Source organism: Faecalibacterium sp. PGM34 (assembly GCF_054456555.1).
In genome coordinates this window covers 2,915,661-2,940,706 of the sequence record NZ_CM136898.1, presented here as the reverse complement: position 1 = coordinate 2,940,706, position 25,046 = coordinate 2,915,661, and the positions used below count along the sequence as shown (strand labels likewise).

Genomic DNA, 25,046 nt, shown 5'->3' with positions numbered 1-25,046 from the left:
GCTGCGCCCGTTTCGCCCTCTCAGGCGCTCCCGCGCCAGCTCCCCCAAAGGGGGAGCCAAGCCGTTAAGCTCGTTGCTGAAGTTTTAAGCGTAATGAGAAAGTTTCTGGCAGTGCTCTTGGCTCTCCCTTTGGGAGAGCTGGCAAAGCCGTAGGCTTTGACTGAGAGGGCGCAGCAAGGCTAATGGGTGCTGCCCCTCATCCGGCGCTGCGCGCCGCCTTCCCCCGGCGGGTGAAGGCTTTAGCGGCAGTGGAAAAGTTCCCGGCTAAAGCACAAACCTTCCGGGCGCTCCCGCGACGCCCTCTCAGGCGCTCCCGCGCCAGCTCCCCCAAAGGGGGAGCCAAGCCGTAAAGTTCATCACTAAAGTTTTAGGTGCAATGAGAAAGCTTCCGGCAGTGCTCTTGGCTCTCCCTTTGGGAGAGCTGGCAAAGCCGCAGGCTTTGACTGAGAGGGCGAAACTCGTCAGCCCTGCCCCTTATTACTCGGAGCGCGGCGCTTCGAGACTGGGCGCAGCCACATTGGCAGGGGCTGCGCTCTGCCCGGCAGGGATGGTATCGGGCAGGGCAGTGGCGGCGGTCTCCGCAGTCTTTACGGCAGCTTCGGCGGCAGTTTCTGCCGTAGCTTCGGCAGCATTTTCCGCTGCTGCGGCGGCTTCCTCGGCGGCCTTGGCGGCGCGCTCGGCTTTCAGCTGCTCGGCGCGCAGACGTGCTTCCTCCTGCCGCTTCTGGGTGCGCGCCTTGATGCGGCACACCGAGCACAGACCCTCGGCGCTGTCCGGGGCAATGGGCTTGCCGCACTGCTTGCACAGGGTCTTGGTGCACTTGTGCAGCACCACGGGGCCAAGGGTGGTAAGCTGGTACAGCTTCATGCCGTCAAAGCCCTTGTTGGAGCACACATTCATGCACACGCCGCACTCGCTGCACTTCCACGGGGTAAGCACCATGCGGGTCTGGCCGTTTGGCATCTCCTCAAACTTCAAAGCGTTGGCGCGGCAGGCTTTTTCGCACCGGCCGCAGCCAAAGCATTTGTCGGTGAATTTGGGCATATAGTAGCCGTACTGCAGGGGCGTTTCCATGGCGGCTTTCAGCTGCTTTGTGCGCTGGTGCAGCAGCAGACGGAAGTCCACCCCGCTGTCCTCCTCGCTGCGCAGGCCGGGCAGCATCTGCAGCAGCTTTTTGGTGCCGCTTTTGGAGCCGTGGCTCACCTGCTCCAGCATCTCGCGGCGGGTCAGCTCCTGCACATGGTAGGGGTACTCTTTTTCCTCGTATGCCAGCGAGAACCGCGCTTCGAACATCGGCTGACCGAAAAAGTCCACAAGGCGTGTCAACTCCTTGCGCAGCTGCTCGGCGCACAGGTCGTTCTCGCACTGCCCGCAGGGGGTCAGGTCCAGCACGATCTTTTTGTTCAGCGCCAGATACGCCAGCGCCTCCCACGAAAGCGCACAGATACAGCTGCGCACCACGGTATTCTTGCGGGTGGACTTCTCACAGCCGATCCAGATGGTGTCACTGTCGATGTCGGCAGCGGCGGTATCCCGCTGCACCTGCTCCGGCGAGGGGGAAATGCAGCCGCTGCGGCAGGCAGAAACGCACAGCCCGCAGTCGGTGCAGGGGTCCCAGTCCTTGACAAGGTTTGGGCGGGAGAAAATTTCCTCGCCGTAGGGGCAGATGTCCTTGCAGGTGGTGCAGGGCTTGCGGTGGGGGTGCAAATTCCAGCACTGGCGGCGGTTGATCTCGGGATGGGTGGTCTTCATCAGGGCATCCATTGCAGTTCTGGTAAAAAAGCCCATGGTCTTACTCCTTTTCCACAACAGAGGTAAGGGCAGCGTGGTCAAGCAGGAAACGCTGCACCTTCTGGTTGGTCACGGCGGCGGCGATGGCGTCCCGGCTGAGCACCTTGCGGATCTCCTCCTCCGGGGTGTCGTGCAGCTTGGAAAGGCGGGCGATCTCGGCGTCCACCTCCTGCTGGGTCACGGTGATCTTTTCGGCTTCGGCAATGGCGCGCACTGCCAGCATTGCCCGCAGCTGGCGCTCGGCTTCCTTGCGGTAGCCCTCCCGCACCTGCTCCGGGGTCAGCCCGGCGCTTTTGCAGTACAGCTCCATGGTCATCTGGCTCTTGCGCAGCCGCTGGCGCAGCTGGTTCATCTGGTACTCGGCGTTCTGCGCCAGCAGCTCGGCGGGCAGCTCCACGGTCAGGTTCGCGCCTGCCATATCCAGCAGCGCCGCCCCGGCGATGCGGTCGGCGTTGGCTTCGTGGGAAAGGCGTTTTTTCTCCCGCAGGCTCTCCCGCAGGGCTTCCAAGTCCGCAAAGCCCTGCGTCTTGGCAAAGGCATCGTCCACCGGGGGCACCTGCTTGCGCTCCACCGTGTGCAGACAAATTTCAAACTGCGCCGTTTTGCCGGAAAGCTCCGGCACCCGGAAATCGGCGGGGTAGGTGAAATCGAACCGGAAGGTCTCGCCCGCGCAGTGACCGTACACGGCCTGCTCGGCGGCGGGCATCAGCTGCCCGGTGCCCAGCACCACGGTCACCTGTTCCATCCGGCTGTCCGGGATGGGTGCACCCGCGAGAAAGCCCTCGAAATCCAGCGTGACCCGCATCCCGCGGGCGGCGGGGTCGCCGGTGGGTACAAAGGGCGCGTGGACCCGCGCCATGTTGGCGATATCCGCTTCCACGGCCTTTTCCGATACCGGGCGCACCCGGCGGGTGAAAGCAAGCCCCTTGTACTGCCCCAAAGTGGCAGCGGGCATGGTGTTTGCAGTCTGTTCCATAGTCGAACACTCCTTTTTATAGCAGAGCGGCGTTACAGCCCGCGGGCGGCCAGCCAGCTTTCTGCGATCTGGGAGAACATCTCCGGGTACTGGGCATCTTCTTCCGTAAAGGCGCTCAGGTAGTACTCCACCTCGGCGCGGGTGGGAGCCACGGTGCGCCGCCAGATAGTAAAGGTGGTGCCGTTGCCCATATCAAAGGTGGCCTCCAGCGCAAAGTACTCGTCCCGCACCGCAAGGAACCTCTCGTTCAGCTTGTGGGACATCTCGCCGTTGCCCACAAAGGTCTGGGGGAAGGGGTCGGCGGTGAGGACATATTTGGCCTCGAAGAACTGCATGGGGAAGTTGTGGGTGCCCGGCACCGAGAAGCCGAAGGCCAGCTTATCGTTGATGGGTGTTGCGGGCAGCTGGCAGTTCTTGAAGTGATCCGGGCAGTACAGCATATCGTGGGGGATCATGTAGCTGAGCTCACCCTCGGCGCAGTGGGTGTCGATCCAGTTGGCAATGGCCTTGATCTGCGGCAGATCCTTGCGGTCATAGATCAGCTTGTCCAGCCGGACGAACTCCTCGGTGACCGCCAGCGGGAAGTGATCCACCAGAAAGCCCGGCAGGGCGATGGTGGTCAGGGGAGAGCAGCGCACCGAGGTGGCAAACACGAGGGTGAACACCCAGAACACGACCTTTGCCGCCCGGAAGCGGCTGATGCCCTCGGCCAGCGCCGCCGCGCCCAGCAAAAACAGGAGAAACCACCCCGGGAGGAACAGCAGCATCTGGTGAGAGCCGGTGTTCTGGATACGGGTGAACAGCAGCATGCCCAGCAGGATCTCCAACCCGGCAAGGCAGGGCAGCGCGGGCATTTTGCGCTTTTTCAGGCTGAACCACAGCCCCATGCCCACGAGCACAAGGTTCATCAGACCCATGCGGAAGTAGTGCAGCGAGATCTCGGCCACAAAGCCGCCGCCGTTATAGTAGGAATAGCGCTCGGCGTAGCTGTAAGCGAGGATGCGGCTGACCATCGGCCACAGCAGAATGAGCATAGCCACCATGCTCATCAGGCCGAACAGCACGAGGTTGCGCACCTGCAAAAGCGCCTGATTTTTCTGCCCGGCGCGGGCAATGCGCGCGCTGCTTACCAGCACCAGCACCGCGTAGGCAAAGTAGTAGCCCACCACAAAGTATAAGTACCACCGGCGGGAAAGGATGATGGCTGCCGTGGCAGCAAACAGCAGGCAGAAGCGCACCGGCTGCAAGCTTTCAAACCGGAAGTCCAGCGTGAGCAGCAGGATGCTGAAGCCGAAGATGAGGCCGAACCAGTCCGGCTGGCTGAGCATGGCGCTCATGCGCAGCCACGGGTAGGTGACCATCCAGGTCATGCCCATGAGGAAGTACCAGAAGCGGTTTTTCACCCGCAGCATCTGCCCCACCTTGATGGTAAGCCCTGCCAGCAGCACCAGCAGCATGGGCAGGACGCTGAACACCTGACAGAAGGCAAAGCTGTCGCCGGTACGGTCGCTCAGGCAGAAGGGAAACTCCAGAAACAGGGTGATGAAGTTGGTGTAGTCCTCGGCAAAGGAGCCGAAGATGAACTGGAAGCCCGCCGCCGGGCTTTGCAGAAAGGCGGCCTCGGCCCAGTACTGTTTGTTGATATAGTTGACGTAATCCCAGATATACACAAAGCTGCGGCGCCCAAGCGCCCAGAAAAAGTAGACCAGCGCCGCCGCCCACAGGCCGACGAGCACCGCCTTGTGGAAGAGGTCAAATTCGATCCCCGCCACCCGCAGCACCAGCAGCACACAGGCAAACAGCGCTAAGTTGCACCACAGGCTCACCAGCGGAAAAAAGAACCTGCTGCCGGGCGCAGCCAGCGCAAAAACAGCCAGCAGCACCGCCGCTGCCGCCAGCACCAGCGCAATTTTCGCCGCAGCGGAAACGCGGGGCTTCGTAATGGGTTCGGACATGGAACAGGATCCTCCTTGCAAAGTTTCACACCTTACAGTATAACAACTCCCCGGGGCACTGTCCAGCACCCCGGCGGCGAAAAATGCAGAATGTCCCGCCGCTTTCAAAGCAGACGGGACATTTTTGCGTAAATATTACTTATCGGAAACTTCCACAGCGGCCTTGGCAGCCTTTGCCGCCCTGCGCTTTTGCGCCAGCGCCCTGTTGGCGCTCAGGCGGGCGGCGTCCGGGTTCGGGGCTTCCGGGGCAAGCCGCAGCAGGTAGCTGCCCATGGCGGGCAGATCCAGCGTCAGGGTGTAGTCCCGGCCGAACACACCGCCGTCGGTGGTGTGGAAGCTCTGCTTGCGGTGCGCCCTGTGCACGCCGCCCCAAGCCCCGGCCTCGGTATCCAGCACCAGCTCTGCGCTGCAGGGGAACTTGAGGTACAGGGGGAACTTTTTGTGGGCGTGATCCTGCGTGTTCATCACGCAGAGCAGGTTCTGCCCGCGCCCCTTGCGCAGCCATGCGTACACGCCCTCGGTGCAGCTTTCGTTTGCCACCCACTCAAAGCAGTCCGGGTTGTACTCGCCGTCATACAAAGCAGGCTCGGAGGCATAGATGCGGCTCAGAGCGGCAAAGTATTTCTGGAAGGCATCGTGGAAGGGGTATTCCAGCAGGTCCCAGTCCAGCTCCCGCTTTTCGTCCCACTCCCGGAAATGCGCCAGCTCGTTGCCCATAAAGTTCAGCTTTTTGCCGGGATGGGTGTACATATAAAAATACAGGGTGCGCAGCTGGGCGCATTTTTCCGCGTAGCTGCCCCACAGCTTGTCAATGATGGTCTTTTTGCCGTGCACCACTTCATCGTGGCTCAGCGCCAGCAGATACAGCTCGTTGTAGAAGTAGTGCATGCTGAACAAAAGCTTGCCGTAGCAGCCCGGGCGCTCGCCGAAGGGGGTGGCAAAGTAGTCCAGCGTGTCGTGCATCCAGCCCATGTCCCACTTGTAGTCAAAGCCCACGCCCTCGTAGCGGGTGGGGGCAGTCACCTTGAGGAAGTTGGTGGAATCCTCCGCCATGTAGATGCCGGTGGGCCAGCGCTCGTTCAGGCCGTGGTTCAGGCTGCGCAAAAAGTTCACCGCGCCCTGATTCACGCCGCGGTTGGGGTCGCCCTGCCAGTACAGGGCCCGGGAGATGGCGTCCATGCGGATGCCGTCGCAGTGGTAGACGTCCATCCACAGCCCGGCGGCGCTGCTCAAAAAGCTGCACACCTCCCGGCGGTAGTAGTTGAAGTTGCAGGTGCCCCACTCGCTCTGTCCCACATCGCTGTCGTACTCGTACAGGTAGGTGCCGTCAAACTTTGCCAGCGCGTCGGCGTTGGCGGCAAAGTGCACCGGCACAAAGTCCATGATGACGCCGATGCCCATGCGGTGGCAGGCGTTGACAAAACCCGCAAACTGGGCAGGGGAGCCGTAGCGGCTGGTCACCGAGAAGTAGCCGGTGGTCTGGTAGCCCCAGCTGCCGTCAAAGGGGTGCTCTGCCAGCGGCAGCAGCTCCACATGGGTAAAGTGGTGCTCCAGCAGCCACGGAATGAGCTCCCGCGCCAGCTCCTCGTAGTTGTACCACCCGTCCGAGCCATCCGGCTGGGTAGCGCCGGGCTTATGCTTCCAGCTGCCGGCGTGCAGCTCGTAGATGTTCAGCGGGCGGTTGCGGCATTTGTCCCGCCGCTCCATCCACGCGGTGTCGTCAAAGGAAAAATCCAGCTTTGTCAGCTTGCTGGCAGTGCCAGGGCGCAGCTCGGTGGCAAAGGCGTAGGGGTCGCTGCGCATCACGGTGCTGCCGTCCGCGCCGTGCACGCGGTATTTGTACAGATCCCCCTCCGCAAGGCCGGGGATAAAGGCGCTCCACACGCCGGTATCGGCTTTTTCCATGGGCACGCCGCGCTCCCAGCCGTCAAAGCCGCCGCATACCTCCACGGCGGTGGCACCGGGTGCCCACACGGCAAAACGCCAGCCCTCGGCGCCGTTCGGGTCGGTGCAGGGGTGCGCACCCAGAATGCGGTAGGCATCGAAGCAGTCGCCACTGAAAAACGTGCGGGGGATCACAGGGTAATTCATGCAAAGATCTCCTTACTTCTCTATGTTGACCGGCGGTGTGCGCCGGTTGGTACAAGGCTGTTTGGGCAAACTATCCAAGAAAAACGCTCTTTTACCGGCACAGTAGCCGATAATCTTAGCGAATCCTGACAAAAATCGGCAAAAATACACATATTTGCCAGAGGGTGTGGTATACTGTTGCTACCGCGTGCAAGCGGTGCAACTTTTTTAAAGCAATAGAATGGGAGCGAACGATCATGGCTTGGTATGACGAAGCAGTATTTTATCACATCTATCCGCTGGGGCTGTGCGGCTGCGCGCACGAAAACGACGGCCAGCCCACCCCGGGCGCTTTTGCAAAGCTGGAAGCATGGGCAGCCCACGCGGCAAAGCTGGGCTGTACGGCCATCTACATCGGCCCGCTGTTCGAGAGCGGCTCCCACGGCTACGATACCATCGACTACCGTCTGGTGGACCGCCGCCTTGGCACCAACGAGGAGTTCAAAGCCTTTGTGGCGGCCTGCCACGCCCGCGGACAGCGGGTCATCGTGGACGGCGTGTTCAACCATGTGGGCCGCGATTTCTTTGCGTTCCAGGACCTGAAGGCAAACCGCGAGAACGCCCGCTATAAGGACTGGTTCTGCGATGTGAACTTCTGGGGCAACAACGAGTATAACGACGGCTTCAGCTACGGCAACTGGGGCGGCTACAACCTGCTGGTCAAGCTGAACCAGCGCAACCCGGAGGTGCAGCAGTACCATTATGATACCGTCCGCTTCTGGGTGGAGCAGTTCGACATCGACGGCATCCGTCTGGATGCAGCGGATGTGCTGGATTTCGACTTCATGCGCGGGCTGCGCCGTCTGGCAAACGAGGTAAAGCCGGAGTTCTGGCTGATGGGCGAGGTCATCCACGGCGATTACAGCCGCTGGGCAAACCCCGAAATGCTGCACTCCGTGACCAACTACGAGCTGCACAAGGGCCTGTGGAGCGGCCACAACGACCACAACTATTTTGAAATCGCCCACACCATGCGCCGGCTGCAGGGGCTGTGCCACGACACCCGGCTGTATCTCTTCTCGGATAACCACGATGTGGAGCGCCTGCCCAACAAGCTGCGCAACAAAGAGCACATCCGGCATATCGCCATTCTGGTGTACAGCCTGTGGGGCATCCCGTCCATCTACTACGGCTCAGAGTTCGGTATCGAGGGCAAAAAGGAGTGGGGCAGCGACTGGCCGCTGCGTCCCTGTCTGGAGCTTAGCGACTACGCCGATGCAGAACGCACAAATCCTGTTACCAGTGTATACAATGCGCTGGGGCAATGCAAGGCTGAATTGCCGGAAATGACCTACGGCGAGGTGAAAGAGCTGCAGCTCACCACCCAGTGCTACGCCTTTGCCCGTGTGCTGGACGGCAAGGCGGTGGTAGCGGTGCTGAACAACGGCGATACCCCTGCACAGCTGGAGTTCCAGCTGCCGGTGGAAGCAGCCAAGGTCACCGACCTGCTGGCGGACACCGTAGGCGCGCAGGAGGTGCTGGTCTCCACCGAGTGGAACCGCATGAAGGTGCAGCTGCCTTCCAATTACGCCACCCTGCTGCGGGTAGAATAATCTTGCACATTGCGCCGCGTTTTGCTACAATAAGGAGAGAAAAGTCGTTTTACGGAAAGGAAGCCTGAACCCCTATGAATGCAGCACAGCGCAGAGAACGCATCCTGACCCGGCTGAACAGCGCCGGTGCCCCTTTAAGCGCCAGCACGCTGGCCGCCGAGCTGGGGGTGTCGCGGCAGATCGTGGTAGGGGATGTGGCACTGCTGCGCGCCGGTGGGGCGCAGATCGATGCTACCCCCCGGGGCTACCAGCTGCACCCGGCGGAGAAGGGCTATACCGGCATTCTGGCCTGTGTGCACCGCACGCAGGAGGAGATGCGCCGGGAGCTGTACACCGTGGTAGATCAGGGCGGCACCGTGGTGGATGTGGCGGTGGAAAACAGCCTGTACGGCGAGATCCGCGCCACGCTGAACCTGTGCAACCGGTACGATGTGGACAACTTTATCCGTCAGGCGGCCGATGCGCCCGAGAGCCTTTTGAGCCGCATGACCGGCGGCGTGCACCTGCACACTTTGCGCTGCCCGGACAAGGACACCTTTGCCCGCATCCGCGATGCCTTGGAGCAGCAGGGGCTTTTGTACCGCAAGGAGTGACCCTGCGGCTTATATCCAGTATAAAAAGGGCTGCGGGGCTTGTCTATCCGCAAAACCGGAAAAATGTTGGAAAATCAACAAAAAAGCAAAAGAGGTGGGTTTTCTGGATATCCGCATTGAAAAGACTGAGCGCGCCATCAAAGAAGCCTTTATGGAGCTGCGCACCGAAAAACCGGTGGAGAAGATCCGTGTCAAGGAGCTGTGCGACCGCGCCTGCATCAACAAATCCACATTCTATGCCCATTATCAGGATATCTATGCGCTGGCCAACGCCATGGAGGACGAGATGGTGCAGGCGGTGGTGGAAAGTCTGCCCCGCCTGACCGCCAGCGATGTGAGCGAGCGCACCGAATGGCTGACGCGGGAGATGTTCCGCGCCTTCACCGCGCATCAGGCAGAGATCACCGTGCTCTTCTCCGGCTCCCGGCAGGGGCTGTTCATCAACCGGGTGGAGCAGGCCATGTGCCAGTGCATCGCCCAGACCGACCCCACCTTTGAGACCGACGTAGTGCGCAAGGTGGTGCTCTCCTTCTGCGTGCAGGGGTGCTACTACACCTTTACCACCTACTGCGGTCAGATGGACGAAAAACGCCTTGTGACGCTGCTTGCCTCCATCGCCCGTGCCGCGCAGCGGATACGGATGTAACGGGAAAAATAGTTTTATTTTCGGGGTACAGGAAAGCCTGCGGGTTTTCCTGTACCCCTTTTTCACGGTTGGGAAGATGCTTTTGACAAATCTGCCAAAAAAACAGACCCAAATTCGTCATCTATACTTTTTTACCAGATTCTTCAAGAAATAGTTTACACTATGCCGGAAACGGTGGTATTATATAAAATAGTATAATATGGGGTAGAATGCGCCTGTATACGCTGGGAGGGTATGGGATGAAGAACAGGATCTCGCGCCGCAGCTTTCTGACGGCGGCAGCGGTCTCGGCAGCGGCACTGGCCGTGACCGGCTGTGATGCAAAAACGAGCAAAAAAGAAGTGACTGACATCACGGTGTGGAACTACTACAACGGCGACCAGCTGGAAAGCTTCAACCGCCTTGTGAGCACCTTCAACGAGACCATCGGCAAGGCAAAGGGCATCCGGGTGACAGGTTCCAGTCAGGGCACGGTGAACGATCTGGAAGCCAATGTGATGGACGCAGCGCAGGGCAAGGTGGGCGCTGCGGAGATGCCCACCATTTTTGCCGCCTACGCGGATACCGCCTATAAGCTGGACCAGATGGGCGTGGTGGTGGACCTGAAGGACTACCTGACTGAGGATGAAAAGGCCGCCTTTGTGCCCGGCTATATCACCGAAGGCGATTTTGACGGCAGCGGCAGCATAAAAATTTTTCCGGTGGCAAAATCCACCGAGCTGATGTTCTTTAACGATACCGACTGGCAGCGGTTCTCAAAGGATACCTTTGTGCGTTACGGTGCTCTTTCCACTATGGAGGGCGTGACGGCGGTGGCCGAGCAGTACTACAACTGGTCCGGCGGCAAGGCGCTGTTTGGCCGGGACGCGCCGGCAAACTATATGATTGTGGGCGCAAAGCAGCTGGGCTGCGAAATTTTTGAAGTGCACAACGGCAAAATGACCCTGCACTTCGACCATGATGTGGTGCGCAAGCTGTGGGATAACTACTATGTGCCCTTCGTCAAGGGGTATTTTGCTGCGAATGGCCGCTTCCGCAGCGATGACGTGAAAACCGGCGCACTGCTGGGCTGTGTAGGCTCCTGTGCCAGCGCCACCTTTTTCCCGAAGCAGGTGATGCCCGGGGATAATCAGGTTCACGATATCGAGATGAAGGTGCTGCCTGTGCCCCGGTTTGCCGGGAGCGAAAAGGTGGCGGTGCAGCAGGGTGCCGGCATGGTGGTCACCACCGGCACCGAGGCCGAGATCAACGGCGCGGTCACTTTTTTAAAGTGGTTCACCGAGCCGCAGAATAATATCGCTTTCTCGGTGGAGTCGGGCTATCTGCCGGTGACCATCGCCGCCAACGACATGGACGCCATCCGCGCAAGCGGGCTGGAGCTGACCGATAATATGGAGCAGGTTCTTTCCGGCGCGGTAAAAACGGTGCGCGAAAACGAGCTGTACACCCCTACGGTCTTTGCAGGCGGCACCGCAGCCCGCAAGATACTGGAATACAGCATGGGCGATCAAGCCAGTGCCGACCGGGACACGGTGCTGGAACGCATCGCAGCAGGCCAGAGCGCGGAGACAGCCATGGCAGAGTTTTTGACCGATGACTATTTTGAGGCGTGGTATCAGGCCACCCTTGCGCAGTTACAGCAGTACGAGGGCTGACCGCCCGGAAAAAGACGGAAAGGGGGCAGGGCGATGTTTGACGCATGGAAAGAGCGCCAGCGCCACCGTGGTAAAAAAGCTGGGCATCGGCACGGATAAGGGCTGGCAGCCCGCTTTCCCCTATCAGGGCAATACCAAGGGCGGCATCCTGCGCTCGGTCTTTCAGGCTGCGTATAAAGATGGCGCCAGCCTTTCGGCGGAAAACTATGGCCGCTGGACTACCAACTCCTACTGTCTGGCAGGGGACGACCGGAACGCCATTGCCTACTCGATGCCGCTGATTTTGCCGGACGGCACGGTGTACGGCGTGGTGGGCGTGGAGCTGCTTACCGAGTATCTGAAAACCAAGCTGCCTTTCAAAGAGCTGGACGAGGACAAGGCGGGCACTTATTTTATCGTGACCACCACCGATGTGCAGACAGACAGTGCGCTTACCCTGCGCAAGACCGTGACCTCCGGTGAGGATCTGGTAACGGCAGATGCCCCGCTGGGCGTCCTGAACTGCCGCAGCGACGGCAACGGCGGCAACTGGCTGGAGCTGGGCGGCAAGCGCTATTACATGGTGCTGGAACCGCTGCAATTGTACAACCGCAACGCGCCCTTTGCCGCCGAAAAGTGGTTTCTGGCCGGTACCATGGAGCAGTCGGTGCTGCTGGCTTTTTCCGACCGGGTGCGCAAGGTGCTGCTGGCTACCATACTGGTTACGCTGGTGCTGGGCGTTTTGGGCAGCCTGCTGGTCTCGGCGCGGCTGGCCAGACCCATCAACCGTTTGTACCGTGAGGTGATAGACGCGCAGGAGAAAAAGACCTTTCCGCACCTGTCCCGCACCGCCATCCGGGAGGTGGACCGCTTTGCCGAGACCATTACCGAGCTGAACAAGGCGCTGCTGCCCAGCGGCAATGCTTTGCACATCAGCCTTTCCGGCGGCATCGCGTGGTACCCGGACGACGGGCAGGACTGGGAGACCTTAAAAAAATACGCCGACTTTGCCATGTATCAGGTCAAGCACGCGGATAAAGGCCGGGTGCAGGAGTTCGACATCGGGGGGTACAACCGCGAAGCCTACGCCGAGCGCACCCGCAGGGAGTTCCGGCAGCTGCTCAGCAATGCGCAGGTGTTCTACTGCTTCCAGCCCATCTTCTCGGCACGCAGCGGCAAGGTAGCTGCCTACGAGGCGCTGATGCGCTCCGACCTGCCCACCCTGCGCTCCCCGGCCACCATCATGAAGCTGGCGCGGGAGCAGGGAGCACTGTACGAGATCGAGCGCATCACCTTTACCAAGGCGCTGGAGACCTTCGACAGCCTGTGCCGGGTGGGCAGCGTGTCCGGGGATGCCATGCTCTTTGTCAACTCCATCGCCAGCACCTGCCTGACGCAGGCGGATGTTGATTATATAGACAGCCGCTGGCGTGAGTTGCGCCGCCGCATGGTCGTTGAGATCACCGAAGAGGAAGAAATCGACTACGAAGCACTGGAGAGAAAGCGCAATGCACCGGGCTTTTCCGGGATGTTTGCGCTGGACGATTACGGCAGCGGCTATTCCAACGAGAATACGCTATTGCAGCTTGCACCCCGGTTCGTCAAGGTGGATATTACCATCATCCGGGGCATCGACACCTCGCCGGATAAGCAGCAGATCCTGCGCAATGTGGCGGCCTACGCCCACCCCCGCAGCATGAAGATCGTTGCCGAGGGCGTGGAGACCGCCGCCGAGCTGCGCACGGTCATCGAGCTGGGCGCAGACCTTTTGCAGGGCTATTTTCTGGCACGCCCGGCCATTGTGCCGGGGGCAATCGCGCCGGAGGCGGCTGCGATCATCGGGAAATTGCAGCGCCGGAAAAAGGACTGAAATATAAGCCCTCCCGGGCGCTGCGGCGCTGGGAGGGCTTTTGCAACGGAGGTAAAAAGATATGGTTCAGGTGGATCTCATCACCGGCTTTCTGGGTGCAGGCAAGACCACTTTTCTGCGCCGGTATGTGCGGTACCTTGTACAGCAGGGGCATAAGGTGTGCATTCTGGAAAACGACTTTGGCGCGGTGAACGTGGACGCCATGCTGGTGCAGGAGGTGCTGGGCCCCGGCTGTGATGTGGAGACCATCAGCGGCGGCTGCGACTGCGACACCCACCAGCGCCGGATGCGCACCAAGCTCATCGCCATGGCCATGCGCGGCTTTGACCGGGTGGTGGTGGAGCCCAGCGGCATTTTTGACGTGGACGAGTTTTTCGATATCCTGCGGGACGACCCGCTGGACCGGTGGTATCAGCTGGGCAGCGTCATTGCCATTGTGGACGCCCTTCTGCCGGAAACACTTTCCCCGCAGGCAGAGTACCTGCTGGCCTCCGAGACCATGAACGCGGGCTGTGTGCTGCTGAGCCGCGCCCAGCTGGCAGCACCCGCCCAGTGCGCCGCCGCCGCTGCCCACTTGGAGCGTGCACTGGAAGCCGCAAAATCTTCCCGCCGCTTTGCACCGGGGGAAATTGTTGCCAAGGACTGGGATGCCCTGACCGATGCTGATTTTGCCGCCCTTGCCGCCTGCGGCTACCGGCAGGCCAGCTGCGAAAAGCTGCATTTTGACCAGCACGCGGCTTTTACCTCCCTTTGCTTTCTGGAACTGCACCTCACCCCGGAGCAGCTGCAAGCCGCCGCACAGCGGCTGTTCGCAGCGCCCGAGTGCGGGCGGGTGCTGCGGGTCAAGGGCTTCGCGCCCGCCCCGGCAGGCGGCTGGCTGGAACTGAACGCCACCGCCGCCGGCTGCACCCTTGCCCCCATCCCGCAGGGGCAGGAGGTAGTCATCGTCATCGGCGAGGCGCTGGATAAAGCCGCCATTGAAGCAAACCTGAAGGGGTGAAAGACAGTTTTCCCCCAATAACAAAATACATTGTGGAAAAACAGGAGGGACTATCATGCAGGAAGTACGCGCAGCCGTCATCGGTACGGGCGTCATGGGGCGCAAGTATGCCCAGATGATCGCAGAAGGAAAAGCGGGCGCATTGCGCCTGACCGCCGTGGTCTGCCGCAGCGCCGGGGCGCAGCAGTGGGCAAAAGACACCCTGCCGGATACGGTGCGGGTGTGCTCCAGCGCCGACCAGCTGTACGATTATGCAGAAGAGTTTGACGCCGTGCTGGTGGTTACCCCGCACAAGACCCATCCGGCGCTGGTGATGCAGGCCTTTGCCCATGGCAAGCACGTTCTGTGCGACAAGCCCAGCGCAAACGCGCTGGCACCGGCGCTGGAAATGAACCGCGCCGCCGAAAAAAGCGGCCTTGTTTTCGCCATGATGTTCCATCAGCGCCGCTACAAAAAGTATATGCGGCTCAAAAAATTACTGGATGATGGGGTGTTGGGCGAGATCAAGCGGGTGCAGCTGGAAAACAGCCGTTATTTCCGCACATGGATGTATCACCGCTCCGGCAGCTGGCGTTCCAGCTGGGCAGGGGAGGGCGGCGGCGCGCTGCTCAATCAGGGACAGCACATTCTGGACATCTGGCAGTGGCTGTTCGGGATGCCGACCAGCATTTATGCCGTGATCCCCTACGGCAAGTATAACGATTTCATGGTGGATGACGAAGCTACCCTGCTGATGGAGTACCCGCAGCAGCGCACGGCAACCTTTATCCTCTCCACCGGCGAGGGCAGCTACACCGAGCGGTTGGAGATCGTGGGCACCAAGGGCACCGCCCTGCTGGAAGAGGACACCCTCACCCTGCGCACCTACACGCCGGACACCGAGACCTACCGCCGTACCGCCGATTGCACCGAGCGCCAGCAGCTTGCCGTGACCACCACCACCGAGCAGTTCGCGCCGCAGGCAGAGCCTTACCCCGAAATGCTGGCAAACTTTGCGGATGCCATCCTGCACGGCACGCCCCTGACCGCCCCCGGCGTGGAGGGCGTGCGGGCGCTGGAACTGACCGATGCGGCTTACCTGTCCGCATGGCTGGGGGAAAAGCTCACCCTGCCGCTGGACGCAGACCGCTTTGAACAGGAACTGCAAAAACATATTCAGGAGGAACAGACAAATGGCTAAGCTGCGGTTTATCGTGGTAGGTTCCGGTTGGCGGTCGCTGTTTTACTGGCGCATCGCGCAGGCGCTGCCGGAGCGGTTCGAGCTGTGCGCCATGCTTTGCCGCACCGAGGAAAAGGCCGAAAAAATGCACCGGGAGTACGGCGTGCCGGTAAGCACCTCGGCAGAGCAGTGCGCAGCCCTGCACCCGGACCTTGTGGTGGTGGCGGTGAACAAAGCGTCCATCGCCGCCGTCAGCACCGAATGGCTTGCCCGGGGCTTTGCCGTGCTGAGCGAGACCCCGGCGGCACTGGAAGAGGACGCCCTGCGCGCCCTCTGGCAGCTGCACCGGCAGGGCGCAAAGCTGCAGGTGGCAGAGCAGTACTGGCTGTATCCTACGCTGGCAAAACGGCTGGCGGCGGTGCGCAGCGGCGCACTGGGTACGCCGCAGTTCGCCCGGCTGTCGGTGGCGCACGCCTACCACGCGGTCAGTCTGGCGCGGCAGTTTTTGAACGCCGGGCAGCAGCCGGTGCGGGTGACCGGGCGCAGCTGGACAGAAAAGATCATTGAAACGGATTCCCGCTGGGGTGCGGTGCATAACGGCGCTCTGGTGGAAAAGACGTTGCAGCAGCACACGCTGGAATTTGCGGGCGGCGGCACGGCGTTTCTGGATTTTAACGGCGTGCAGTACCACTCCTACCTGCGCAGCACCCACACCAGTGTGCAGGGGGAGCGGGGCGAAGTGTTTGACGATACTCTGCGCTGTCTGGATGCCGCCGGGGAGCCGGTGTGCCGTCCGCTGACCCCGCTGCCGGACCCGCTGGCAGCTGCCGCCGCGCAGGCGGGGCTGAACGAGGACGAGACCGCCATCGCCTGTTTTCTGGACAGGATGCAGGGCTATCTTGCCGGCGGGGCAGAGGTGTACCCGCTGGCAGACGCCTTGCAGGACGCCTACCTTGCCCTGCTGATGGAGCGCGCCCTTGCCGCCCCCGGCCAGCCGGTGGAAAGCACCCCACAGCCGTGGAACACTTGATAGCCGCAGGATGATTTTGAATGCCCTCCGCGTTGCTTTGGGCATTTTTAGCGGAAAGATTATTTCTAATTTTGGGACAGCGGAGCGTCTGCGGACGCTCCGCTGTCCCGTTTTCACGGGAAGGGCGCTGTGAGGATGGGCATTTGCGCGGACTGAAAAAAAGGCTCAGAAGCGCCGACAGGTGCTTCTGAGCTTTTTTATAATAATTGGATCACATCAGGTCGATCAGTGCTTCCACCTCGTCCATGCGGGTGGCCCAGCTGGTGGCGATGCGCACCACGGTGTGGGTGTCGTCGAACTTCTCCCAGAAGCCGAACTTTGCCTTGCCTTCCAACGCAGCCAGCTGGGCGTTTTCCAGCACAAGGAAGATCTGGTTCGTGGGAGAATCCATGAAGAAACGGTAGCCCTTTTCCGCAAAACCGGCCTTCAGGCGGTTGGCGGTGGCAATGGCGTTTTTGCTGATGGAGAAGTACAGGTCATCGGTGAACAGCACGTCGAACTGGATGCCCAGCAGCCGCCCCTTTGCCAGCAGTGCACCCTGCTGCTTGACCATGGTCATAAAGTGCGCCGGTGCGCCGTGGGGGAACACCACAGCCTCGCCGCACAGCGCACCTACCTTGGTGCCGCCGATGTAGAACACATCGGTCAGCCGGGCAAGGTCGGCCAGTGTCACGTCCGTGCCCTCGGCAGCCAGACCGTAGCCCAGCCGTGCGCCGTCTAAGAACAGCGGCATCTTGTACTCCTGACAGACAGCGTGCAGGGCTTCCAGCTCCGCCTTGGTGTACAGGGTGCCGTACTCGGTGGGGTGGGAGATGTACACCATGCCGGGGAACACCATGTGGTCGTGGTTGTCGTCAGCGTAGAAGGTAGCCACCAGCGCCCGCAGCTCGGCGGCGTCCATCTTGCCGTTGTGCTGCGGCAGGGTGATGACCTTGTGGCCGGTGTACTCGATGGCACCGGCCTCGTGCCCGGCTACATGGCCGGTGGCAGCAGCCACCACGCCCTGCCACCGCTGCAGCATGGACGCAATGACGATGGCGTTGCTCTGGGTACCGCCGGAGATGAACTGCACATCGGCCTCCGGGCAGGCGCAGGCGGCGCGGATCTTCTCCCGGGCGCTGGCGCAGTAGGGGTCGGTGCCGTAGCCGGAGACCTTTTCAAAGTTGGTCTCGGTCAGCTTTTGCAGAATGGCGGGGTGTGCACCCTCGCAGTAGTCGTTTTCAAAATACAGCATGGCAAAACGCTCCTCTATATAATTGCAAGAAAATAATACCTCTATTCTACATCGCCATGAAAAAACTGTCAAACCCAAAACGGCGCACGGCACACACAATGCGTTGCAGAGCGTCTGCGAATGCCGCAAAAACGCCTGCGCAGCGCACAGCGCAGCCGCACGGCTTGCAAAAAATGCGAAAGTATGATTCTTTCCAAAAAGATGAAAAGTTTTTCAAAAAAGTGCTTGACAATTTTGCCGCATCTGGTATAATAACTATCGTTCCGAGCGTCACGGCTCACGAACACAACAGAATATGCGGATATGGCGGAATTGGCAGACGCGTTAGATTCAGGTTCTAATCGGGGCAACTCGGTGGAGGTTCAAGTCCTCTTATCCGCACCAAACAAGGAAGATCCGAACCTTTTCTCGATAGGAGAAGGGTTCGGATTTTTTGTTTTCTTTTGAAAACAAAATGAATCCCTTGCTTCCATCGAAAAACGTCCTAGACCTTATCACAAAAAAGCACGACAGACCACGGTAAGAGTGCCGTAAGGCAGAAAGGACACGCGTATGAAGTACGATGCAAGAACCTGCAAATTCAACATGGACACCGGCTGCGTGGAGCTGCTGCTCCGGGATGGGAGAATGATCTCCATTGACTGCACCGGGGTCGAGGATGCGCTGGATGTGACCATGGCGCAGAGGGCAGAACTGGATTATCTCATCTACAATGACCCACTGGGCTATGCCGATTTGATTCTGAATGGCAATCCGAAGGAATATCTGAGGAATGTGGCTGGAAGTCATGGGTTAGAAAATTAAAGGCAAAACAAAAACAGGGTGCGCACCTGAATAGGACGCACCCTGCCAAAATCCACAGACGACAGCGATATGTACAGCAGGGAGTTCCCCAGAGCAGAGTTCCCATAAAACAGTATTTGCAAAAGTTCCCTAAATGGGGAAGATTTGGCGTGACTTCGGTCACGCCTTTTCTTTTGCTTCCAGTTCATCCAGAGGGATGTACCCCAGCCCATCGTACTTGATATGGATGTGCTGCACCCGCTTTCCGCTGGACTTATCCGGGGCATCCACATAGATAGCCGACACCAGTTCACGGAGAGCATAGGGAGTGAGTTCTTCAATATGAACGTACTTGTGCGCTTTCTGGACGAATTTTTCAATATTCTCGATCTGCTGTTCCTGTACTTCGATTTCCTGTTGGATAGAGAGGGATTCCTCTTCCAGCTGCTTCTGTTCGGCATCGTAGCTCTGGCTCATCATGTCGAAGCGGTCATCGCTCAGCTTTCCACTGGCGTTGTCCTCGTAGATTTTCATGAACAGCCGTTTGAGGTCTACAATCCGCTTCTCATTCCGGGCAAGCTGCTTCTTCAGGACGGTCAGCTTTTCGCTGCTTTCCACACGAAGCTGCTCCTCCATGACCTTGCGGAAGTAGTCTTCATGACGGAGAATGTAGTCCGTCACCCGCTGAACATGACTCAGTACACGTCCTTCCAGAACCTTTACCCGGATGAAGTGTCCCTTGCACTTGCTCCCGTTCTTCTTGTGCAGAGAGCAATCAAAGAAGTCTTGACTGAAGTCCTTGTTGTTGGACGAACCATATTGCATCTTGGAACCGCAGTCAGCGCAGTAGACCATACCGGAGAAAATGCTGCTCTTGCCTGTTCGGGTCATACGGTGACGCTGGTTACGAATCTCCTGAACCTTTTCAAACACATCATCGTCAATAATGCGCTCATGTGTATCCGGGAAGATAGCCTGATTTTCCACAGGATTCAGATGTCTCTTTTTATCCCAGATAGAGTTAGTATAGGTCTTGAAGTTGACTGTGCAGCCAGTGTACTCCCGGCGTTCCAGAATCAAACTTACTGCTCTTTTATCCCAGCGATAAGGGTCTTCCGGGGCAGGTGCGTTTGTGCTCCGGCCATGGCTCAACTTGTAGGCGGTAGGAGTCAGAACTTTATCTGCCCACAGTTGGTTCGCAATTTGGGTCGGCCCACGTCCCTCCATGCACATGGAGAAGATGCGCTTCACAATCGCAGCCGCTTCCGGGTCAACAAGCCAATGCTTCGGGTTCTCCGGGTCTTTTACATAGCCGTACGGAACATTAACCGTCAGCGGTACTCCACGCTCTCCCTTGGCCTTCTGAACGGCCCGAATCTTGCGGCTGGTATCGCGGGCGTAAAACTCGTTGAACCAGTTCTTAATGCCCGCAAAATCGTTATTTACGCTGTTCGGGTCAATGGTGTCGTAGTTGTCGTTAATGGCGATGTAGCGAACGCCATACTGGGGAAAGGTGAAGTTGGTGTACAGACCAGTCAAGGCAGAATTGCGCCCCAGTCGGGACAAATCCTTCGTGATAACGATTCCTACACGCCCTGCTTCGATTTCGACCAGCATACTCTGAAAGCCGGGACGGTCATAGTTCGTGCCGGAGTAGCCATCATCCACAAAGAACACCGGGTTCGGGAAGTGGTTCTTTTTGGCGTATTCCAGAAGGATGACCTTCTGGTTCTCAATGGACAGGCTTTCGCCGAGCCGTGCGTCCTCTTGCGACAGTCGGCAGTAAAGTGCGGTGATTTTATTCGTTGCTCCAGACATTGTTGTGTCCTCCTTATTCTGTGGAGCAACTGTCAGTACAGGATTGGTTACCGGATCAAGTATAGCAGAATTGGACGCAGTTGTCATTCGTCTGCACCCTCATCTTCAAATTTTTGCTGGGCGTTCTTGGCAACAATGCGCTCCAGTTTCTTCAAAAAGGATTCCTTGCCCTCATAGCTGCCGGTCACGGTGTAGGTGGTGTGACCGACTTTCTCCGTGGTGGTCAGTTCAGGAATCCAGAATGCAGACAGGTTCTTGACATGGAGATTGCCGTTCTCATCTACATAGGAGCCGTGCTTCTTCTGCTCTTCGGTCAAGGGCTGCCGCTTGAAATAGATTTCGTTTTCGGAGATGCTCACGGTTTCGCTGGCTTGCTCCTTCGGGGCATCGTCATACAGCTGGGCAAAAAATGCCAGTGCATCTTCGGGTGAGTCTTCCTCCATGAGCTGCTCGAAAACTCGCTGTTCCTCTGCCGAGAGGTTGTTCCATGCGGCTTCCAACTCCTGCTCGTTGGCTGCGTTGACAAAGGCTTCGATTTCTTTTTTCATGGGGCATCCTCCTTTGGCTGCGGAAAGCGTTTTTCAAAAAGTATGGGTTTTCGTGAGAGCAAGAATCGTCCCGTGGCCACAAATTTTCAATTCTTGAAAATTTCCTGTCCCCTTTAGGACAGCTTCTTGTTGGGGCGTGCCTGCCCCAAACCCTGCCAGATAAAAGCAAAGGGGCATTATCTGCCCCGATGCTTTTCCTTTCGCTTCTGCTGTTTCAGTTCAAACTGACGTTGCTTTTCTGCTTCGCGTTGTTTACGGCTAAGTGCTTTTCGCACCAGATTGTTTTCTTCTCGCTGCATTTGCAACGCCTGCTGTGACTTTGTACCGATTCCTGTGGCAACTGTTTCCTTTCGGATTTGCCGTTGTAATCGCTTTGGGTTCACAGACTCTTTCTTTACAACTGTCTCAACAGATGGACTGAAGCGCAGCCGACTGTAATTCTTGAGCAGATACTCCCAGACTTCATAGTCCTTTGGTTCTGCACCAAACACGACTTTACACACTGAAAGCTTTCTTCTCTCAATACGTTCAAATACTCCGATCCAGAATGGAGCCTCAAAAAATACAGTCAGCTTTGTAGAATCAATGTCCATAACGAAACCCTCCTGAAATAAATCCTTACAGGAACGGACAACCCGGAGGGGAAGGTTACTTACCTACACCGTGCGGTGCAGACGGCTGGGCTACCTACCAGCTCTGGCATCTCTCGGGAAGAAATGCGTTGCGTTTTTATCCTGCTTTTATTATATAAAGCACATCCCTGTGCATTATATCTACCTTAATTGGTTTTCCAAGTGAAGTATACCACACTCGTGGTCAAATGACCACCCATATATACGAGAATTTGGCCGTTTTACTGCGTACGTGCGTACCAACCTTCCGTACGCACGTACGCAGCGATTCGCCCGAAACGCCCCTATATAACCGTTTCCCCTCGGAGAGCCCACTACACTTTGCAGGCCGCAGGGCTGAAAGTGTCATAGTGGGTTATTACACTTCCGCAGAAGTGCATTTCCCTCGCCGCAGACAGCCCGGTGCACCTTTGTGAGAGCTTTCTGTGCGGCGAATCCTCATCGCCCACAGGCGATATGAGCAGGGATTCCAAAGGGGCGCAGCACCCTTGGCACACGACTTTGGTACAAAGTCTAGTGTGTTACACCTTTCCAGAGATGTACACGTTCCTGAAATGCAAAAAGCCCCATACCCAACACCTTGACGGTGCGGCCATGGGACTTGATGCTTCCTCGGCCTAGCCGGGTACTCGTAACCAATCCTGACAGGCAGTTGCCGTGTCATTTCTCGAAAACTGTTTTACGAATACCCAGCAAGCGGGAACTTCCGGTTTTTCGTTGTTTGCATGATGAGCCTGCTCCGCCTGCCATAGGCAAGCTGCTATAAAACGGCAAGGTCTCCCGCAATCAAGAAACCTTGCCGTTTTGTGCTATATGTTGGCTGAATCAGGCGGCTTTCTGCAAACTCACAGCGCCACGCTGACCGGCAGAACATACACACCGTCGGCGGTGTAGAAGGTGATCTGAGTAACAGTCTTGCCGATGATGGATGCAAAATAAGGATCATCGGCATACCCAGAGTATAGCGGAGGGCATTCAGGCGCATCCCAGCCCAAAGGGCAGCCGCAGACAAAAGAAAAAGCGACGACCCGTGCAGGTGGGTCATCGCTTTTCTCGTCCCTTGCGGGACAGGCAGGGTAAATGATAAGAAGGTAAATGAAGAAAATAGCAAGGTAAAAACAAAGGCGTGCGCGGAGCCGAAGAAGGCGCTCCAAGGTGAAGATGTATCCAAGTTTCGCTTTTGTTGGATACAACATACCACTTTAGAACAGAAATTGCAAGAGGTTTTTTAAAAATTTTACTCAAAATTGCGCGGGAAATCGCATTTTTGTAGAAACGCACAAATTTTACGGAAAGTTCCCGGCAAACTGACGAACAAGCATAAAAACGGAAAACCTGCCGGAAAACCGTGCAGGATACCTTTATAAAACCGGCAGGCAATGGGAGATGGGCTTGGAAAGCTGATTTTCGTGGGATGTGGTCTGCACCGCTTTACAAGCAGCCGGTGATGTGTTAAGATGGACACATCTGCTGCAACCGGAAAAATACCCATACCGGGCAGCGGTGGCGTACCGGAAAAGTGCCCGGTGCCGGGAGGGGAGAAACGGATGACAAAGCTACTGCATGGCAATGAAAAAAGCCGCCTGAACGGCGGGCGGGAGCCGCTGTTCAGCCAGAAGGAGCTGCTGGTACTGGCCATCCCGCTGCTGGTGGAGCAGCTGCTGGAAGTGACGGTAGGCATGGCCGACACCATGATGGTGTCCCGCTGCGGCGAGGCGGCCATCTCCGGCGTCAGTCTGGTGGATATGATCAACAACCTTATCATCGTGCTGTTTGCGGCGCTGGCCACCGGCGGCGCGGTGGTGGTAAGCCAGTATCTGGGTGCAAAGGACCGCCCGGATGCGGACAAAAGCGCCGGTCAGCTGCTGCTGCTCAGCGGGCTGTCCGGCGTGGTGATCGGGGCGGTATGCTTTGTACTGGCACGCCCCATGATCCGGCTGTTCTACGGCTCGATTGACGCTGACGTGCTGGACGCAGGCGTGAAGTACCTGCAGATCATCGCCCTCAGCTACCCGTTTCTGGCGCTGTACAACGGCGGTGCGGCACTGTTCCGCAGCATCGGCAATTCTAAAATCTCCATGCAGATCAGCTTTTTGATGAACATCATCAACATCGTGGGCAACGCGGTGTGCATCTTCGGCTTCAAAATGGGCGTGGACGGCGTAGCATGGCCCAGTGTGGTGTCCCGCGTGGTGGCTGCGGCGCTGATCCTGCGCAAATGCTACCGGGAGGATGCAGTGCTTACCGTGCCCAAGACCCTGCGGCTGGACGGCGGCATGGCAAAGCGCATTCTGGGCATCGGAATCCCCTCGGCCTTTGAGAACAGCCTGTTCGAGGCCGGACGCATTCTGGTGGTGAGCATGATCTCCACCTTTGGCACGGTGCAGATCGCGGCAAACGCCGTGGCCAACAATCTGGACGGCATGGGCGTCATCCCGGGCAAGGCTATCAGTCTGGCCATGATCACGGTGGTGGGGCGCTGCATCGGTGCCGGCGACCACGAACAGACCGCCTACTACACCCGCAAGCTGCTGCTGTGGGCTTACATCACCATGGGGCTTTCCAACGGAGCGATCCTGCTGTTCCTCCGGCAGCTGGTGGGCATCTACGCCCTTTCCGGCGAGACGATGGAGCTGGCCATCACGCTGGTCACCATCCATGCGGGCTGCGCCATCATCTTCTGGCCGCTGTCCTTCGTGCTGCCCAACGCCCTGCGCGCGGCAAACGACGTGAAATTTACCATGGCGGTGTCCATCCTCAGCATGGCGTGCTGGCGGCTGGGCTTCAGCTATCTGCTGTGTGTCCGCATGGGCTGGGGCGCTGTGGGCGTGTGGGTGGCTATGGTCATCGACTGGACCTGCCGCGTGACCTGCTTTGTGCTGCGCTTCCGCAGCGGCGCATGGAAAACAAAATATCAGGCATAACATAAGGAGAAAAGCATGAAACTGATCAGCTGGAACGTGAACGGCCTGCGCGCCTGCCTGACCCACGGCTTTGCCGAGAGCTTTGCCGCGCTGGACGCAGACATCTTCTCGGTGCAGGAGACCAAGATGCAGCCGGGACAGGCAGATTTTGCGCCGGAGGGCTACACCGAATATACCTACTCTGCCGAGAAAAAGGGCTACTCCGGCACGGCCTGCTGGTGCAAAACGGCGCCGCTGGCAGTGACTACCGGCATCGGGCTGGAGCAGCACGACCACGAGGGGCGGGTGCTGACGCTGGAATACCCCGGCTTTTATCTGGTAAACTGCTACACCCCCAACAGTCAGGACGGGCTGAAGCGGCTGGACTACCGCATGGAGTGGGAGGACGCTTTCCGGGCTTATCTGCTGGCGCTGGACGCAAAAAAGCCGGTGATCCTGTGCGGAGATTTAAACGTGGCACACACAGAAATGGATATCAAAAACGCCAAGACCAACCGCATGAGCGCAGGCTTTACCGATCAGGAGCGCGCCAAGATGACCGAGCTGCTGGCGGCGGGTTTTGCGGACAGCTTCCGGGTGGTGCACCCGGACGAGGTGAAGTACAGCTGGTGGAGCTACCGCTTCCACGCGCGGGAAAAGAACGCGGGCTGGCGCATCGACTATTTTATCGTTTCCCGGCGCATTGCAGACCGCATCCGCGCCGCCGAGATCCACAACGAGATCTTCGGCTCCGACCATTGCCCGGTGGAGCTGCAGATCGACCTGTAATA

General features: G+C 58.6%; 20 protein-coding genes and 1 tRNA gene. 12 read left to right on the top strand and 9 right to left on the bottom strand.

Annotated features, from left to right (window positions below; all coding sequences use genetic code 11):
- Positions 1 to 477: 477 nt before the first annotated feature.
- The 4 genes from ACXPUX_RS14340 to glgB form a co-directional block, all read right to left on the bottom strand.
- Positions 478 to 1,788 (bottom strand): 4Fe-4S dicluster domain-containing protein, encoded by a 1,311-nt coding sequence (locus tag ACXPUX_RS14340; RefSeq protein ID WP_458828868.1) that lies wholly within the window; start codon positions 1,786 to 1,788, stop codon positions 478 to 480.
- A gap of 4 nt (positions 1,789 to 1,792) precedes the next feature.
- On the bottom strand, positions 1,793 to 2,824 hold the full coding sequence (tig, locus tag ACXPUX_RS14335) for a trigger factor (RefSeq protein ID WP_458831255.1): 1,032 nt from the start codon (positions 2,822 to 2,824) through the stop codon (positions 1,793 to 1,795).
- Positions 2,800 to 4,722 carry a hypothetical protein gene (locus ACXPUX_RS14330; RefSeq protein WP_458828866.1) on the bottom strand — a complete coding sequence of 641 codons (1,923 nt, stop codon included), beginning with the start codon at positions 4,720 to 4,722 and terminating at the stop codon, positions 2,800 to 2,802. The genes tig and ACXPUX_RS14330 overlap by 25 nt, the downstream gene beginning before the upstream one ends.
- Before the next feature lie 135 nt (positions 4,723 to 4,857).
- Positions 4,858 to 6,813, bottom strand: coding sequence for a 1,4-alpha-glucan branching protein GlgB (glgB, locus tag ACXPUX_RS14325; protein WP_458828864.1), 1,956 nt, complete (start codon positions 6,811 to 6,813; stop codon positions 4,858 to 4,860).
- Between the two features lie 236 nt (positions 6,814 to 7,049).
- Here glgB and ACXPUX_RS14320 point away from each other — a divergent pair, with 236 nt between their 5' ends.
- From ACXPUX_RS14320 to ACXPUX_RS14285, 8 genes are all read left to right on the top strand, one after another.
- On the top strand, positions 7,050 to 8,405 hold the full coding sequence (locus ACXPUX_RS14320) for an alpha-amylase family glycosyl hydrolase (protein ID WP_458828862.1): 1,356 nt from the start codon (positions 7,050 to 7,052) through the stop codon (positions 8,403 to 8,405).
- A 74-nt stretch (positions 8,406 to 8,479) separates the two neighbouring features.
- The gene (locus ACXPUX_RS14315; protein ID WP_097778648.1) at positions 8,480 to 8,998 is read left to right on the top strand and encodes a transcription repressor NadR; all 519 of its coding nucleotides are present in this window, start codon (positions 8,480 to 8,482) and stop codon (positions 8,996 to 8,998) included.
- A 94-nt stretch (positions 8,999 to 9,092) separates the two neighbouring features.
- Entirely contained in the window at positions 9,093 to 9,644 is a 552-nt protein-coding gene (locus ACXPUX_RS14310) for a TetR/AcrR family transcriptional regulator (protein WP_458828860.1), read from the top strand.
- A gap of 239 nt (positions 9,645 to 9,883) precedes the next feature.
- Positions 9,884 to 11,299 carry an extracellular solute-binding protein gene (locus ACXPUX_RS14305; RefSeq protein WP_458828858.1) on the top strand — a complete coding sequence of 472 codons (1,416 nt, stop codon included), beginning with the start codon at positions 9,884 to 9,886 and terminating at the stop codon, positions 11,297 to 11,299.
- A 37-nt stretch (positions 11,300 to 11,336) separates the two neighbouring features.
- On the top strand, positions 11,337 to 13,148 hold the full coding sequence (locus ACXPUX_RS14300) for an EAL domain-containing protein (protein WP_458828856.1): 1,812 nt from the start codon (positions 11,337 to 11,339) through the stop codon (positions 13,146 to 13,148).
- Between the two features lie 61 nt (positions 13,149 to 13,209).
- The gene (locus ACXPUX_RS14295; protein ID WP_458828854.1) at positions 13,210 to 14,148 is read left to right on the top strand and encodes a GTP-binding protein; all 939 of its coding nucleotides are present in this window, start codon (positions 13,210 to 13,212) and stop codon (positions 14,146 to 14,148) included.
- 55 nt (positions 14,149 to 14,203) lie between these two features.
- Positions 14,204 to 15,328 (top strand): Gfo/Idh/MocA family protein, encoded by a 1,125-nt coding sequence (locus ACXPUX_RS14290; protein ID WP_458828852.1) that lies wholly within the window; start codon positions 14,204 to 14,206, stop codon positions 15,326 to 15,328.
- Complete coding sequence (locus ACXPUX_RS14285; RefSeq protein ID WP_458828850.1) at positions 15,321 to 16,337, top strand: Gfo/Idh/MocA family protein; 1,017 nt, start codon at positions 15,321 to 15,323, stop codon at positions 16,335 to 16,337. Before ACXPUX_RS14290 ends, ACXPUX_RS14285 begins: the two co-directional genes overlap by 8 nt.
- A 211-nt stretch (positions 16,338 to 16,548) precedes the next feature.
- Here ACXPUX_RS14285 and ACXPUX_RS14280 read toward each other — a convergent pair whose 3' ends face one another.
- Positions 16,549 to 17,571 carry a threonine aldolase family protein gene (locus ACXPUX_RS14280; protein ID WP_249241467.1) on the bottom strand — a complete coding sequence of 341 codons (1,023 nt, stop codon included), beginning with the start codon at positions 17,569 to 17,571 and terminating at the stop codon, positions 16,549 to 16,551.
- Between the two features lie 297 nt (positions 17,572 to 17,868).
- Between ACXPUX_RS14280 and ACXPUX_RS14275 the strand changes: the two genes are divergently transcribed.
- Positions 17,869 to 17,955 (top strand) — tRNA-Leu (locus ACXPUX_RS14275).
- 168 nt (positions 17,956 to 18,123) lie between these two features.
- Positions 18,124 to 18,375 (top strand): DUF6061 family protein, encoded by a 252-nt coding sequence (locus ACXPUX_RS14270; RefSeq protein ID WP_458828847.1) that lies wholly within the window; start codon positions 18,124 to 18,126, stop codon positions 18,373 to 18,375.
- 159 nt (positions 18,376 to 18,534) lie between these two features.
- On the opposite strand, the gene ACXPUX_RS14265 is transcribed toward ACXPUX_RS14270, so the two are convergent.
- From ACXPUX_RS14265 to ACXPUX_RS14250, 4 genes are all read right to left on the bottom strand, one after another.
- Positions 18,535 to 20,259 carry a recombinase family protein gene (locus ACXPUX_RS14265; protein ID WP_458828845.1) on the bottom strand — a complete coding sequence of 575 codons (1,725 nt, stop codon included), beginning with the start codon at positions 20,257 to 20,259 and terminating at the stop codon, positions 18,535 to 18,537.
- Positions 20,256 to 20,720 (bottom strand): hypothetical protein, encoded by a 465-nt coding sequence (locus ACXPUX_RS14260; RefSeq protein ID WP_005924522.1) that lies wholly within the window; start codon positions 20,718 to 20,720, stop codon positions 20,256 to 20,258. Before ACXPUX_RS14260 ends, ACXPUX_RS14265 begins: the two co-directional genes overlap by 4 nt.
- Positions 20,721 to 20,896: 176 nt before the next feature.
- Positions 20,897 to 21,313, bottom strand: a complete 417-nt coding sequence (locus tag ACXPUX_RS14255) for a YjdF family protein (RefSeq protein ID WP_105303067.1) — start codon at positions 21,311 to 21,313, stop codon at positions 20,897 to 20,899.
- A gap of 884 nt (positions 21,314 to 22,197) precedes the next feature.
- On the bottom strand, positions 22,198 to 22,548 hold the full coding sequence (locus ACXPUX_RS14250; protein WP_458828842.1) for a hypothetical protein: 351 nt from the start codon (positions 22,546 to 22,548) through the stop codon (positions 22,198 to 22,200).
- A gap of 351 nt (positions 22,549 to 22,899) precedes the next feature.
- On the opposite strand from ACXPUX_RS14250, the gene ACXPUX_RS14245 reads away from it, so the two are divergent.
- Together ACXPUX_RS14245 and ACXPUX_RS14240 are read left to right on the top strand one after the other, a co-directional pair.
- Positions 22,900 to 24,276, top strand: coding sequence for an MATE family efflux transporter (locus ACXPUX_RS14245; protein ID WP_458828840.1), 1,377 nt, complete (start codon positions 22,900 to 22,902; stop codon positions 24,274 to 24,276).
- A 15-nt stretch (positions 24,277 to 24,291) separates the two neighbouring features.
- A complete protein-coding gene (locus tag ACXPUX_RS14240; protein WP_005928145.1) occupies positions 24,292 to 25,044 on the top strand; it encodes an exodeoxyribonuclease III in 753 nt (250 codons plus the stop codon).
- Positions 25,045 to 25,046 lie beyond the last annotated feature (2 nt).

Bases quoted from the DNA above. Each gene is read 5' to 3' on its own strand.
- ACXPUX_RS14285 (WP_458828850.1), top strand. From the start codon at position 15,321: ATGGCTAAGCTGCGGTTTATCGTGGTAGGTTCCGGTTGGCGGTCGCTG.
- ACXPUX_RS14270 (WP_458828847.1), top strand. From the start codon at position 18,124: ATGAAGTACGATGCAAGAACCTGCAAATTCAACATGGACACCGGCTGC.
- ACXPUX_RS14255 (WP_105303067.1), bottom strand. From the start codon at position 21,313: ATGGACATTGATTCTACAAAGCTGACTGTATTTTTTGAGGCTCCATTC.
- ACXPUX_RS14245 (WP_458828840.1), top strand. From the start codon at position 22,900: ATGACAAAGCTACTGCATGGCAATGAAAAAAGCCGCCTGAACGGCGGG.
- ACXPUX_RS14305 (WP_458828858.1), top strand. From the start codon at position 9,884: ATGAAGAACAGGATCTCGCGCCGCAGCTTTCTGACGGCGGCAGCGGTC.
- ACXPUX_RS14330 (WP_458828866.1), bottom strand. From the start codon at position 4,722: ATGTCCGAACCCATTACGAAGCCCCGCGTTTCCGCTGCGGCGAAAATT.
- ACXPUX_RS14260 (WP_005924522.1), bottom strand. From the start codon at position 20,720: ATGAAAAAAGAAATCGAAGCCTTTGTCAACGCAGCCAACGAGCAGGAG.
- ACXPUX_RS14340 (WP_458828868.1), bottom strand. From the start codon at position 1,788: ATGGGCTTTTTTACCAGAACTGCAATGGATGCCCTGATGAAGACCACC.
- ACXPUX_RS14315 (WP_097778648.1), top strand. From the start codon at position 8,480: ATGAATGCAGCACAGCGCAGAGAACGCATCCTGACCCGGCTGAACAGC.
- glgB (WP_458828864.1), bottom strand. From the start codon at position 6,813: ATGAATTACCCTGTGATCCCCCGCACGTTTTTCAGTGGCGACTGCTTC.
- ACXPUX_RS14295 (WP_458828854.1), top strand. From the start codon at position 13,210: ATGGTTCAGGTGGATCTCATCACCGGCTTTCTGGGTGCAGGCAAGACC.
- ACXPUX_RS14320 (WP_458828862.1), top strand. From the start codon at position 7,050: ATGGCTTGGTATGACGAAGCAGTATTTTATCACATCTATCCGCTGGGG.
- ACXPUX_RS14240 (WP_005928145.1), top strand. From the start codon at position 24,292: ATGAAACTGATCAGCTGGAACGTGAACGGCCTGCGCGCCTGCCTGACC.
- ACXPUX_RS14265 (WP_458828845.1), bottom strand. From the start codon at position 20,259: ATGACAACTGCGTCCAATTCTGCTATACTTGATCCGGTAACCAATCCT.
- ACXPUX_RS14250 (WP_458828842.1), bottom strand. From the start codon at position 22,548: ATGTTGTATCCAACAAAAGCGAAACTTGGATACATCTTCACCTTGGAG.
- ACXPUX_RS14290 (WP_458828852.1), top strand. From the start codon at position 14,204: ATGCAGGAAGTACGCGCAGCCGTCATCGGTACGGGCGTCATGGGGCGC.
- ACXPUX_RS14280 (WP_249241467.1), bottom strand. From the start codon at position 17,571: ATGCTGTATTTTGAAAACGACTACTGCGAGGGTGCACACCCCGCCATT.